This is a genomic window from Streptomyces sp. MnatMP-M17 (assembly GCF_900091995.1).
Classification (GTDB): Bacteria; Actinomycetota; Actinomycetes; order Streptomycetales; family Streptomycetaceae; genus Streptomyces.
Window position 1 is genome coordinate 1 of record NZ_FMDK01000128.1, and the last position, 11,793, is coordinate 11,793.

At 68.3% G+C, this 11,793-nt stretch carries 10 protein-coding genes; 5 read left to right on the forward strand and 5 right to left on the reverse strand.

The window, feature by feature from the left end:
- Positions 1–299 precede the first annotated feature (299 nt).
- A complete protein-coding gene (locus GA0115259_RS06850; RefSeq protein WP_093592338.1) occupies positions 300–1,808 on the reverse strand; it encodes an FAD-binding oxidoreductase in 1,509 nt (502 codons plus the stop codon).
- A 334-nt stretch (positions 1,809–2,142) separates the two neighbouring features.
- Here GA0115259_RS06850 and GA0115259_RS06855 point away from each other — a divergent pair, with 334 nt between their 5' ends.
- Positions 2,143–2,388 carry a hypothetical protein gene (locus GA0115259_RS06855; protein ID WP_093592341.1) on the forward strand — a complete coding sequence of 82 codons (246 nt, stop codon included), beginning with the start codon at positions 2,143–2,145 and terminating at the stop codon, positions 2,386–2,388.
- A gap of 12 nt (positions 2,389–2,400) precedes the next feature.
- Here the strand turns inward: GA0115259_RS06855 and map are convergent, their stop codons facing one another.
- A complete protein-coding gene (map, locus tag GA0115259_RS06860; protein ID WP_093592345.1) occupies positions 2,401–3,168 on the reverse strand; it encodes a type I methionyl aminopeptidase in 768 nt (255 codons plus the stop codon).
- 155 nt (positions 3,169–3,323) lie between these two features.
- Between map and GA0115259_RS06865 the strand changes: the two genes are divergently transcribed.
- Both GA0115259_RS06865 and GA0115259_RS06870 read left to right on the forward strand, forming a co-directional pair.
- Positions 3,324–3,695 (forward strand): BlaI/MecI/CopY family transcriptional regulator, encoded by a 372-nt coding sequence (locus GA0115259_RS06865; protein ID WP_093592348.1) that lies wholly within the window; start codon positions 3,324–3,326, stop codon positions 3,693–3,695.
- Entirely contained in the window at positions 3,692–4,603 is a 912-nt protein-coding gene (locus GA0115259_RS06870) for a M56 family metallopeptidase (protein WP_093592352.1), read from the forward strand. Before GA0115259_RS06865 ends, GA0115259_RS06870 begins: the two co-directional genes overlap by 4 nt.
- Before the next feature lie 45 nt (positions 4,604–4,648).
- Here GA0115259_RS06870 and GA0115259_RS06875 read toward each other — a convergent pair whose 3' ends face one another.
- A complete protein-coding gene (locus GA0115259_RS06875; RefSeq protein ID WP_093592355.1) occupies positions 4,649–5,689 on the reverse strand; it encodes a C40 family peptidase in 1,041 nt (346 codons plus the stop codon).
- A gap of 221 nt (positions 5,690–5,910) precedes the next feature.
- Between GA0115259_RS06875 and GA0115259_RS06880 the strand changes: the two genes are divergently transcribed.
- Positions 5,911–7,413 (forward strand): CehA/McbA family metallohydrolase domain-containing protein, encoded by a 1,503-nt coding sequence (locus GA0115259_RS06880; RefSeq protein WP_093592358.1) that lies wholly within the window; start codon positions 5,911–5,913, stop codon positions 7,411–7,413.
- A 96-nt stretch (positions 7,414–7,509) separates the two neighbouring features.
- On the opposite strand, the gene GA0115259_RS06885 is transcribed toward GA0115259_RS06880, so the two are convergent.
- Positions 7,510–8,403, reverse strand: a complete 894-nt coding sequence (locus GA0115259_RS06885) for a helix-turn-helix transcriptional regulator (RefSeq protein WP_218104201.1) — start codon at positions 8,401–8,403, stop codon at positions 7,510–7,512.
- Between the two features lie 170 nt (positions 8,404–8,573).
- Here GA0115259_RS06885 and GA0115259_RS06890 point away from each other — a divergent pair, with 170 nt between their 5' ends.
- Positions 8,574–9,530 (forward strand): NAD(P)-dependent alcohol dehydrogenase, encoded by a 957-nt coding sequence (locus GA0115259_RS06890; RefSeq protein ID WP_093592361.1) that lies wholly within the window; start codon positions 8,574–8,576, stop codon positions 9,528–9,530.
- Positions 9,531–9,576: 46 nt separating this feature from the next.
- On the opposite strand, the gene GA0115259_RS06895 is transcribed toward GA0115259_RS06890, so the two are convergent.
- Complete coding sequence (locus GA0115259_RS06895; RefSeq protein WP_093592364.1) at positions 9,577–11,346, reverse strand: MOSC and FAD-binding oxidoreductase domain-containing protein; 1,770 nt, start codon at positions 11,344–11,346, stop codon at positions 9,577–9,579.
- Positions 11,347–11,793 lie beyond the last annotated feature (447 nt).

Consider the following 11,793-nt stretch of genomic DNA (forward strand, 5'->3'; position numbering starts at 1 on the left):
CTAGCTTGAGGTGCTAGTGCCCTTTATCGGGCGTGGGGGTTCAAGTCCCCCCTCGGACACAAAGCATTACCCCACGGGGTGATGCGGAAGCGGTGACCAGGTCCGGACAGAGGCTCGCCTCTGTCCGGACCTGGTGTTTTCCGGGGTTGTCCGTGCTTTGTAAGCCGAGGCTGCGGTAGACGGTGGCCTTCTCCTGAGGCGTGGCCCGGTAAGGGGCGAATGCCCGGACGAGCCAGGAGGTGGCGACCGGACACGACGAAGCCCCCTCACCGTCCGGGAGGGGGCTTCGTCGTTGCCATTCAGCAGGAGGCCGGCGGGATGCTCTGCTCGTACTGGAAGACGTTGCGGGGGTCGTACTTCTGCTTGATCTGGCGCAGGCGGTCGAAGTTGCCGTCCCAGTAGGCGGTTTCCCACTCCTGCATGCCGATGTTGGGGACGTTGACGTAGGCACCGTCTACGTAAGGCCGCAGTGCCTGGCTGAACTCCGCGATCCACGCCTGGGCCTGCGTGGTCAGTTCGTCGCCGCTGCCCGGCACACCGCGCTTGCCCCAGCCGGCGCCCGGCTCGGAGTAGAACAGCGCGTCGCGGTGCGGGAACGACGTGCCGCCGCGCGGAGCCTTCCTGACCGCACCGCCGAACGCCTGGGTGAAGAAGTTGCTGTCGTCCGTCGGCGCGTCCCGCATGAACGACGCGATCACCCTGATCGCCTCGTCCGGGAACGGCTTCTTCGTGAACTGGGAGAAGAACTTCCAGTTCGCCGGCTCGTCCTCGGTCGGGGTCTGGAAACTCGCGTACACATCACCCCAGTTGCCGACCTGCGTGGTGACCCCGGGACGGCCGATCGAGAGGATCGGCGCCAGCAGCTTCTTCGCCTCCGCGGGCGTTCCCTCCGCCAGGACCGCGAACAGCAGGATCCGGTTCGGGTGGATCTCCAGTTGGGTGCCCATGCGGTTGTCGGTGACCGGGGCCGTACGCTGCCAGGCGTCGAACACCCTGTGCAGGTCTCCGAGCCCGTCCCACGTGGCCGTCAGATAGGTGACGCTCTTGAGCGGGGCCACCTTGTAGGTGAGCGAGGTGACGATCCCGAAATTGCCGTTGCCCGCGCCGCGAAGTGCCCACAGCAGGTCGGAGTTGTGATCCAGATCCGCCTTGACCACCTTGGCACACACGGCGCCCTCCGGCACGACGACCTCGGCGCCGATCAGGCTGTCGCAGGCCATGCCGAGGTAGCGGGTGAGGAAGCCCAGGCCGCCACCAAGGGTGGCACCGGCGAGGCCCACGGAGCCCTCCGTGCCTGTCGTCACCGCGAAGTTCTTCTTCGCGAGCGTCGTCACCGCTTCCAACTGGTTGAGCCCGGCGCCCACAGTGGCCGTGCGGGCCTGGCCGTTGATGTGCGCCGACTTCAGCTCACTGACGTCGATCACGATGCCGTTGTCGACGTTCGACCAGCCTTCGAGACTGTGGCGGCCACTGCGCACCCGCAGCGCGACGTTGTGCTGCCGCGCCCACGTGAAGGCGTTGACGACGTCCTGGGTGTTCTGGGCGAAGACGATGACCAGCGGATAGTGCACGAACAACTCGTCCCAGCCCTGGCTGGCGTCCGCGTAGTTCGGGTCGTTCGGGCGGACGATGCGCCCGGTCAGCCTCGCCGGCGCACACGTCGCACCCCCAGCCCCGACACCCTCAGCCCCGTCATGCACGGCGCTCACGGCTGAGGCCTCGGTGGGCTCGACACCCGAGACGACGACCGCGCCGGCGCCGGCAGCCGCCGTCGCCTTGAGCACTCTGCGACGTGAAAAGTCGTTCATAGTCCGTGTCCTCTCGACTGCCACCTGACTTGAATCACCCCTTTGTGGGCAATTTGCGCGAAGCGGACAGTAGCAAGAGTGGCTACGGAGGGTTGTACCGACACGCACGAGAAGACGGCCTTGAGAGCGCGACATCGTGCTCATGCGGAAGCAGTGACCAGGTCCGGACTGAGGTTCGCCTCTGTCCGGACCTGGTGTTTTCCGGGGTTGGGTTTCCGCGTGGTACATCTCCTTCCTCACGGCCCTGGGCATCAAAGCGGAGCGGCCCCCGAAGCATCTGCACGAACAGACCGCCCGCTACCGCAGCCTGCCGGCCGGACGGCGCGTCCTTGTCGTGCTCGACAACGCCCGCGACACCCACCAGATACGACCGCTCCTCCCCGGCAGCCCCGGATGCCTCGTCCTCATCACCAGTCGCAACCGGATGACGAGCCTGAATGCCCGTCACGGCGCCCAACTGCTCAGCCTGGGTGCCCTCTCCGTGTCCGACGCACGCGAAGCCCTCTCTCTGCGGCTTGGAGAACACCGGATCGTGGCCGAGCGCGCGGCCATCGACGAGATCGTCTGCTGCCGCGTGTGAGCGGGTTCGAGGTCAGGGCAGGGTGAGGATGCGGGGGCCGTTCCGGGTGATGGCGATGGTGTGTTCGATGTGGGCGGCGCGGCTGCCGTCGATTGTGCGCAGGGTCCATCCGTCGGGGTCGGTGCGGTAGTCGTTGTGTCCTCCGGCCATGAGCATGGGTTCGATGGCGAGGGTGAGGCCGTGGCGCAGAGGGAAGCCGCGGCCGGGTCGTCCGTGGTTGGAGACATGGGGGTCTTCGTGCATCCGGCGGCCGATGCCGTGGCCGCCGAAGTCGGTCGGCATGCCGCAGCCGGCGGTGCGGGCGACGGTGCTGATGGCGTGGGAGATGTCTCCGATGCGGTGGCCGACGGTGGCGGCGGCGATGCCGGCGTCCAGTGCCTGCTGGGTGGCGGCGATGAGTTCGAGGTCGGCGGGACGGGGCGTGCCGACGGTGAAGCTGATCGCGGCGTCGCCGGTCCAGCCGTCGAGTTCGGCTCCGCAGTCGATGCTGACCAGGTCGCCGTCGCGCAGGCGGTAGTCGTCGGGGATGCCGTGCACGAGGGCGTCGTTGACGGAGGCGCAGATGACCGCCGGGAAGGGGGTGGGGGCGAAGGAGGGCTGATAGCCCAGGAACGGAGAGCGCGCCCCGGCCTTGGTCAGGACGGTGCGGGCGACTTCGTCGAGCTCGCGCAGGCGGATCCCCACGGCTGCCGACCGGCGGGCGGCTGCGAGGGCCTCGGCCACGACGCGTCCGGCTTCACGCATCGCCTCCAGTGCCGTGTCGGTCTTGATCTCCACCATGTGTCATGACTCCCTGCAATGCGGCTACCCAATACTTATACCGGTATTAGTATCACAGGCATGGTGAGCGTCCCTTTCAGCCCGCAAGAGCCCGGCCCGCGCCTACTATGGCTCTGCGTACTCGGTGGCGGAGGGAAGAAAGGACGACAAGGGCCATGCGGCGGCTGGGGCATCTTGAGGCGGAGATCATGGACCGCCTGTGGACATGGGACCGTCCGGCCACGGTGCGCGAGATCGTCGACGACATCAATGAGACCCGGCCCGTGGCGTACACCACAGTGATGACCGTCACCAACATCCTGTTCACCAAGGGCTTGTTGCTGCGCGACGACCGACAGGGACGAGCCTGGCTGTACAGACCGGCGCGCAGCCGGGAGGCGTACGCCGCCGCGCTGATGGAAGACGGACTGGGAATCAGCCGCGACCGCCCGGCGGCACTGATGCACTTCGTGGAGAACATGACCGCCGAGGAGATCGACGCCCTCCACAAGGCGCTGCGGAGCGTGGGACGACAGGCCAAGCCGTGAACACGGTTCCCGCGCTGATCGGTTACGCGGTGGTGGTCGGCGTGGTGGTGCCTCCGTTGCTGCTGCGCAGTGCCTGGCCCCACCGGATTCCTGTGCTGGGAGCGGTGGTGTGGCACGCGCTGGCGGTCTCGTTCGCGGTCGCGGTCGCGCTCGCCGCGGTCGGCCTGGCCGTACCGACCGAGCACCTGCACGCGGGACTCGTGGGCGTCCTGCACTCCTGCGGTCTGCACCTGGGCACGGGCCGGCCCGATCCCGGTACGGCGGACCTACTCGCCATCGCGCTGCCGAGCGCCGTCTTCTCGGTGCTGGCCGCGAGCTTCACGTTCCACCTCGTACGCGCACGACGCCTGCGGGACCGGCACAGGGACGCCGTGGATCTGGTGGGCCGTCACTCGGCGCGGTTGCGCGCCACCGTACTGCCGTACGACACACCGGCCGCCTACTGCCTGCCGGGACGCCGCCCTCGGATCGTCATCAGCGACGCCGCACTCCGTGAGCTGTCGCCCGAACAGCTCAATGCCGTTCTGGAGCACGAGCGTGCCCATATCGCCGGCCGTCACCATCTGGCGCTGGCGGTCATGGAGGCGTTCCGCTCCGTCTTCCGCTGCCTTCCGCTGGCTCGCCTGGGCAAGGAACAGACCGCGCTTCTGCTGGAGATGGCCGCGGACGACCGGGCGCTGCGCAGCCACTCGCACGAGGTACTCGCCACCGCGATGTACGAGATGGCGGCGGCCCGTACGCCGAAGGGAGCGCTTGCGGTGGGCGGTGCGAACACCGCGGTCCGTATGAAGCGGATCCTGGTCCCCCACAGGGCACCGCACCCCGCCGTCTCGGGGACGATCGCCGCGGTGGCCACGGTGGTTCCGGTACTGCCCTTGCTGGTCGCCTGCTCTCCCGGCCTCGGCTGACCTGCGTTCCTCCTGGGCCCCCGGTCAGCCGTCAGCCGTCAGCCGTCAGCCAATGCGTACGCCCCACATGAACGGCATACCGCTCCGGGCGATCGACTCATAACGCACCTGGGCACCCGGCTTCGGCGAGTGGAGGATCTGCCCGTTCCCGGCGTAGAAACCGACATGGCTCAGATCGGTGCGCATGATGATGAGATCGCCGGGCTTGAGCGCGCTCAGGGAGTTGATCCGGGTGCCGACGTTCGCCTGTTCCTGCGACGTACGGGGAATCGACACTCCCGCCTGCTGGAACGACCAGGAGGTCAGCCCGCTGCAGTCGAAGGAGTTCGGTCCCGTCGCGCCCCATACGTACGGCATCCCGACCCGGCTCTTGGCCGCCTCGAAGGCCGCGGCGGCCCACTGGGAGGCGCTGGCCTCGTTGCCCAGCTGCACCCGCTCGCTGGACCGGTTGGCGCGCTCCTCCTCGGCGGACCGTTCGGCCCGTTCCTCGGCCGTGAGGGTGTTGAGAAGCCGTTGCGCCTTCGCGAGCTTGCCCTGGATCTCCTTCTTCCTGTCCCCGAGTTCCTCGCGGGTCTCCTGGAGGTCCTTGAGCTTCTCCGACGCCTGGCTGCGCTGTTGCTGGAGATCCCGCTGCTGGGACTGGTACTGCTGGAGCGCGGCGATCTGCCGGGCGCTCAACTGGTCGAGCGCGGAAGCGTTGTCGAGATAGCCGTCCGGATCGGCGGAGAGCAGGAGCTGTACGGACGGGTCGAGCCCGCCGCTCCGGTACTGGGCCGCGGCTATCGAACCGAGTTGGGTCCGCAGGTCGTTGAGATCGCTCTGCTTACGCGCGGCGGTGTCCTGTAGATCATCCACCTGCTTCTGGAGGACACCGGCTTTCTCCTTCGCCCCGTTGTACTTCTCGGTGGCCTGTGTGGCCTCCTCGTACAGCCGGTCGATCTGCGCCTGGACACCCTTCTTGTTGGGGTCCGGCAGCGGATCGGCCGAAGCCGACTGTGCCGTCATGGCGACGGCCGCGGCGGCCGTCGCCGTGACAACGGCCGTGTAGGCCTGGCTGGTCTGCTTGGGACGACGGTGGGACGCCACTGCGGCGGTCTCCTTCTGATCGATCGCGCGAAGGCCTGTTCGCTCACACTATAGAACTTAGTTCTTTAGTAACAAGGCGGGCGACCTGCCGGTTCAGCGGCCCGGCTCCGGGCGCCGGATCCCTTTGTTCTCAGTAGTCCTGATCGCTGTTCATGTTGTGTTCGGTTTGTTCTTCAAGACTCGGCCGTCGCCCCCGGCGTTTGTCAACGAGAGGCTTCACCATGACGGACAAGAACATCCAAGATCCAGAGCAGGCGGCGATTTCGCGGCGTCGGCTGGTCAAGTACGCGGGCGTGGGGGCGACGTTGGCTGCCGCGAGCCCGCTGGTGGCGGCCGGTACGGCGTACGCCCATGACAATGACGACCGCAAGCAGGAGAAGTCCGGCGACTCCGGCAAGCGGGTGTGGCGTGCCGGTGACCACCATGTGCACTCGGAGTACAGCGGTGAGTTCGACACGTCGACGAACCCGCCGACGTTCCACAAGGGCGCCGACGCCGTCTACCCGATCGTCACCAACGCGATCATGGCGAAGAACTTCGGTCTGACCTGGGTGATGTGCACCGACCACGGCGGCCCCACGCACTCCAAGGTCAATCTTGAGCAGGCCTACCCCGATCTGCTGCGCTCGCGTGTGCTGGTACCCGAGGTGCTCCAGTTCTGGGGAATGGAGTTCGACGCCCCGGCGCTGGACCACCACACGCTGATGATTCCTCACCACAGCGACGAGGCACAGCAGCTCTTCGAGCTGGAGAGCCGCTTCGCCAAGAACGATCCCTTCCCCGCCGATCGTGGCCGTGACACCGAGGCCAAGATGATCGAGTTCCTGAAGGCCGCGAAGGACATGCGGCGCAAGCCGCTGGTGATCGCCCACCACGCCTCGCGGTCGGCGACCGGCCTCGGTGTGTACGGGCAGGACACGCCGCGCGAGTTCCGCAACGGCAACAACACCGCGCCGGAGATCTACGTCGGCTTCGAGGGCGCGCCCGGCCACCAGGCCGGTCCCCTCAACGGAGGCGCGCGCGGCGGCTACGGCAACTACCCGACCCACGGCGGCTTCGACCAGATGACAGCCCGTGTCGGCGGACTCTGGGACTCGCTGCTGGGTGAGGGCCGGCGCTGGTGGATCACCGCGACCTCCGACTCGCATGTGCACTGGACGCGCGGCGGCTCCGACTTCTGGCCGGGCGAGTACAGCAAGACCCATGTGCTGGCCCGGCAGGACTACGCCGACATCATGGACGGGCTCCGCAACGGTCGCGTCTGGGTCGGCACCGGCGACCTCATCACCAACCTCGACCTCACGGCGAGCAACCGTGGCGACGAGGCCGCCATGGGCGAGACGCTCACCGTCAGCCGCCGCAACCGTACGGACGTCGAGATCGAGATCCGGTTCCGGCCGCTGGAAGGCAAGAACGGCAACGGCGACCGTCCCGAGGTCCGCCGTGTGGACCTGATCACCGGTCAGATCACCGGCCCGAGCGCCAGCCTCGACACCGACACCAACCCGACCACCAAGGTGGTGGCACGCTTCGGCCCGCGCGACTGGCGCAAGCAGGGCAAGGAGTACGTCATCAAGCACACCCTGCGCAACGTCGAGAGCGACCTCTACGCCCGCGTGCGTGGCACGAGCACCGACGAGGCCGAGCCCCTCGCGGACGGACTGGAGAGCCCGTGGGACGACCTGTGGTTCTACTCCAACCCGGTCTTCGTCCACGTCCGCTAGGTCAATAGAGCCAGGTCCTCTCCGACCGGAGAGAGAGGCGCTTCCACTACGCGCACGGATGGTGATGGCCGCGTTTCGGCCGTCACCATCCGTTTTTCATGGTCGCCCGCGACCGGACCTTTCGGCCGGTGCCGAGTTGAGCAGGGCGGCGAGCAGTTGGAGTCGTTCGTCGTCGGGGCCGCCCTCGGGCGCGGTGTAGACGATGAGCATGGGGCCGGGAGTGCCAGGCATCGGGTAGGCGTCCCAGTCCAGGTTCAGTTCGCCGACCAGTGGGTGGTTGACACGCATCCGGCCGCGTGTCGTTTCCTCCACGTCGTGACGGGCCCAGATGGTGGCGAACTCGTCGCTGCGGACCGCGAGTTCACCGACCAGTTCCACGGCGCGCGGGTGTCCAGGATCTGCGGCGACCTGGGTACGCAGCATCGCGGTCAGCTCGGCGACGGTGGCCGCCCGCTCCGGGCAGGTCTGGTCGGCCTCCGGGTGCAGCAGCAGTGACAGCAGGTTCCGCTCGGTGTGCGGCTGTTGGATGAACTCGCCGAGCAGGGCGCCGGCCGGCAGGTTCCAGGCCAGTACGTCCAGGAAGCGGCCGACGACCAGGGCGGGCGAGGCCGTCGTACGCAGCAGCCGCAGCGTGGTGGACGGTACCTCCTCCGGTACGTGGTGGCGCGCGCGGCGGGCGGGAGTGCGCGCGGCGGTGGCGAGGCTGTGCAGGTGCCGGGACTCCTCGGCGGAGAAGTTGAGGGCGCGCGCGAGGGCGTCCAGGACCTGTTCGGAGGGCCGTACGTCGCGTCCCTGCTCCATGCGCTGGTAGTAGTCCGTACTCACACCGGCCAGCAGGGCCAGTTCCTCACGCCGCAGCCCGGCGACGCGCCGCCTCGGGCCCGGTTCCAGACCGACGTCCTGCGGTCGCAGCCGGGTTCGGCGGGTGCGCAGGAACTCGGCGAGTTCGCGCCGGGGATCGTCGGTCAGGGCGAGCGCGTCGTCGGTCACGGCAGCAGTATGCCCCGGGCCCGGCCCGTGAGGGTGGGTCCGGCAGTCCCAGGAAAGAGCGAACGACCGTACTGCCGTGAGCAGGGCCCAGGATCGGATCCACGAAAGCCCTCCGCGGAAGCCCTTCAGGGAAGCCGTCCATGAGGGCCGTCCACGGAAGGAACAGCGATATGAAGGCCGCTCAGATCACGAGTTACGGCACATCGGACGTCCTGCGGGTCAACGATGTCGACCGCCCCGCTCCCGGCGCGGGTGAGGTCCTGGTGTCGGTCGAGGCGTCCAGTGTGAACGGGCACGATGTGATCGTCCGCTCCGGCGAGCTGAAGTTCGTATCGGGACGCCGGTTCCCGATCGGTGTGGGCCTGGACTTCGCGGGCACCGTTGTCGCCACCGGCGCCGGAGTCGAGGGATTCCGGGCCGGGGAGCGGGTGTGGGGCATGGTGCATCCCCGGGAGCGGCACATCACCGGTGGCGCTGCGGAGTACGTCGTGGTCCCGACGGACCGTATCGGCCCCGCTCCGGCGGGCATCTCGGCGGTTGACGCGGCCTCTCTGGTGGTCACGGGCGCGACGGCGCTGATCGCGCTGCGCGACAGTGTGCACCTCGCGAGCGGGGAACGGGTCCTGGTCCGTGGCGCGGCGGGCGGAGTCGGCACGGCCGCCGTGCAACTGGCTCATGCTCTGGGCTGCCATGTGACCGCGCTGGCCCGCGACCGCCATGCCCAGGTCCTTGCCGGTCTGGGTGCCGACGAGGTTCTCGACTACGGCTCCACCACCTCGGACCGGATCGGGCCGTTCGACGTCATCGTCGACACGGTCGGCACGGAACTGAACTGCTACCGAAGCCGGTTGGCCAAGGGCGGCCGGATGGTCACCGTCGGTCTGTCGCCCTCCGCCCTGGCCGCGATCGCGGCGTCAAGTGTGTACGGCCCTCGCCGTATCCGTACCTTCAGCGCCAATCCCGGCACCGCCGTGCTGCGCGATCTGGCCGACCATGTCACCTCGGGTGCACTGCGGCCCGTGGTCGACAGTGTGTATCCGCTCGCGGACATCGCTGCCGCGCACCAGGCATTCGAGCGCGGAGGCATCGTGGGCAAGCACGTGGTCACGGTGTCCGCGGGGCTGTGAGGCGCCCTCTCACAGGCTGTGACACGCAACCTCACAGGTCGACCACTCACAGATCGACGAGCACCTCGCCGGCGGGCGTGGAGCAGCAGATGAGGACGTTGCCCGCCTCGGGCGGTTCGAGCGGCGGCGTGGTGTAGTCGACGTCACCGGAGACGAGTGGCGTGACGCACGTATGGCAGACACCCGTACGGCAGGACCACCGCGTGGGGATGCCGCATGCTTCGGCGAGCTCCAGCAGGGAGTTGTAGACCTCTGACCAGGGCGCGGAGATGCCACTGCGGGTGAATGTGACAAGAGGGCCGGAACCGGGCGGGCCGGGAGGCTGGTGCGGGCGCGTGGCGGCTGTGGCTGTGGCTGCGATGCCCGGGTTGATGGAGGCCCGGGCGCCGAACAGTTCGGTGTGGATACGGTCCGGAGGGAGGCCGAGGTCCTGTAGGGCCTTGCTGAGGTCGGTCATGAAGGATTCCGGCCCGCACAGGTAGACGTCGGCATCGGTCGGAATCCTCAGGGCGGCCAGGGCTTCGGGGACCAGGTGCCCGTACGTGATATGCGTTTGCCGCTCGGGCCGGGCCCCGTCCGGGGGTGCGGTGTAGAAGATGTGCTGGTGCGCGTCGGGCAGTTGGGCCAAGAGGTGACGGGCTTCGTCGGCGAAGGCGTGTTGTTCGCGGTTGCGTGTCGTGTGGATCCACCACACCGGCTGCGGCTCACGGTCGGAGGCCAGTCGGTGCAGCATGGCGAGTACGGGCGTGACGCCGATGCCTGCGGAGAGCAGTACGACCGGGCTGGTGTCCTCCGCGAGCACGAAGTCCCCTCTGGGGCTCGCGACGTCCAGAAGCGTCCCCGGGCGCGCTTCGGTGTGGAGATAGGTGCTGACCAGACCGTGGGACTCGCGCTTGACGCTGATGCGGTAACTGTCCGTTCCTGGCGCGGAGCCCATTCCCGGCCCGGAGGACAGCGAGTAGCTGCGTACCGGAGCGGGCGGAGGGCCGTCGGTGATGCGGATCGCCAGGTACTGGCCCGGTCGGGCCGCGGGCAGTGGCTGCCGGTCGGTGGGTTCGAGGTAGAACGAGGAAACGGTGGATGTCTCGGGGACGATACGGGCCACGCGCAGCGGTTTGAATCCGGGCCATCCCGTGATCTCTTTGTCGCGCCCTGGCGGGGCCGCCAGGTGCTCGCCTCCTTCCGCCATCTCGCGGAAGGACTGCTGCCAGCCGGGGCTCAGGGCCGGGATGGACCGCGCGGTGCGCAGCTTCGCCGGATCGCGGCCGGGAAGGTAGAGCAGGGCGTCGATGTCGGCGACGCTGAGCGCGCCCGGGCCGGTCCGGGTACGGATGATCTCGTCGCCGGCCTGGACACGGCCTTCGGTGATGACTCGCAGATAGAAGCCCGGACGGTGGTGGGCGACCAGCAGGGAAGCCATGGCGGGCAGCCCCAGGCGCATCCCGACCCGGTAGCAGGTGACGCGTGGCTGGGTGACTTCGAACTCGGCTTCGCCCACCCGGTAGCGGTCACCGATGCACACCTCGTCGTCGGCGAGCCCGTCGACGGTGAAATTCTCTCCGAAGTGGCCGAACCGCAAGTCGTCACGTTCGAGGTGTTCCCGCCAGTACCGGTAGGAGTCCAGCTGGTATACGAGCACGGCCCGGTACTCTCCGCCGTGACCTGCCAGATCGCCCTGCCCGTCGCCGTCGATATTCAGCCGCCGCACCATCCGGGGGCCTCGGACGGGTTTCTTCCATACCCCGGTGTGGACGGTCCTGCCCTGCCAGGAAACGTCCTTGGGCATACCGACATTCACCGACAGTAGCGTCGCCATCGCGCTTCTCCTGAGTGGGCGGGGCCGGAAACCAGCCATGCCCTCAGCGTTCCCGGTCATGAAATTTCCGAACATCGGACGACTCTGGTGGATGAGGCCGCACCGCCGACGGCGTCGCCGTTGGCCGGCGCCGGCTCGCACAGTGGCCCACCGAGGTGCATCCGCACGGTGACGTCCATGGGGGCCACGCGGCTCCAGCGGCCGATGGGCTGTCCGGATCCCCGAGAAGCGGACACATGGCCCGTTGCTCGCGGGGATTCTTGCCATGTACCGTTCAAGAACTCGTTACCCGGCGGCGGTTCGTCCGATGGTCTACGCGCGCAGAGTTGGCTTCTCGCACGCCCACCGCTCCTCGTTCACGGAGGTTTGACGGATGCTCGGATCAGGGAATTCCCGCCGGCTCAGACTCGTCGGCGTCACCGTCGCTCTCGGTGCCCTCGCCGCCGG

Excerpts from the sequence above, each read along its gene's own strand:
- GA0115259_RS06850 (WP_093592338.1), bottom strand. The coding sequence starts at position 1,808 with ATGAACGACTTTTCACGTCGCAGAGTGCTCAAGGCGACGGCGGCTGCC.
- GA0115259_RS06865 (WP_093592348.1), top strand. The coding sequence starts at position 3,324 with ATGCGGCGGCTGGGGCATCTTGAGGCGGAGATCATGGACCGCCTGTGG.
- GA0115259_RS06895 (WP_093592364.1), bottom strand. The coding sequence starts at position 11,346 with ATGGCGACGCTACTGTCGGTGAATGTCGGTATGCCCAAGGACGTTTCC.
- GA0115259_RS06890 (WP_093592361.1), top strand. The coding sequence starts at position 8,574 with ATGAAGGCCGCTCAGATCACGAGTTACGGCACATCGGACGTCCTGCGG.
- map (WP_093592345.1), bottom strand. The coding sequence starts at position 3,168 with ATGGTGGAGATCAAGACCGACACGGCACTGGAGGCGATGCGTGAAGCC.
- GA0115259_RS06880 (WP_093592358.1), top strand. The coding sequence starts at position 5,911 with ATGACGGACAAGAACATCCAAGATCCAGAGCAGGCGGCGATTTCGCGG.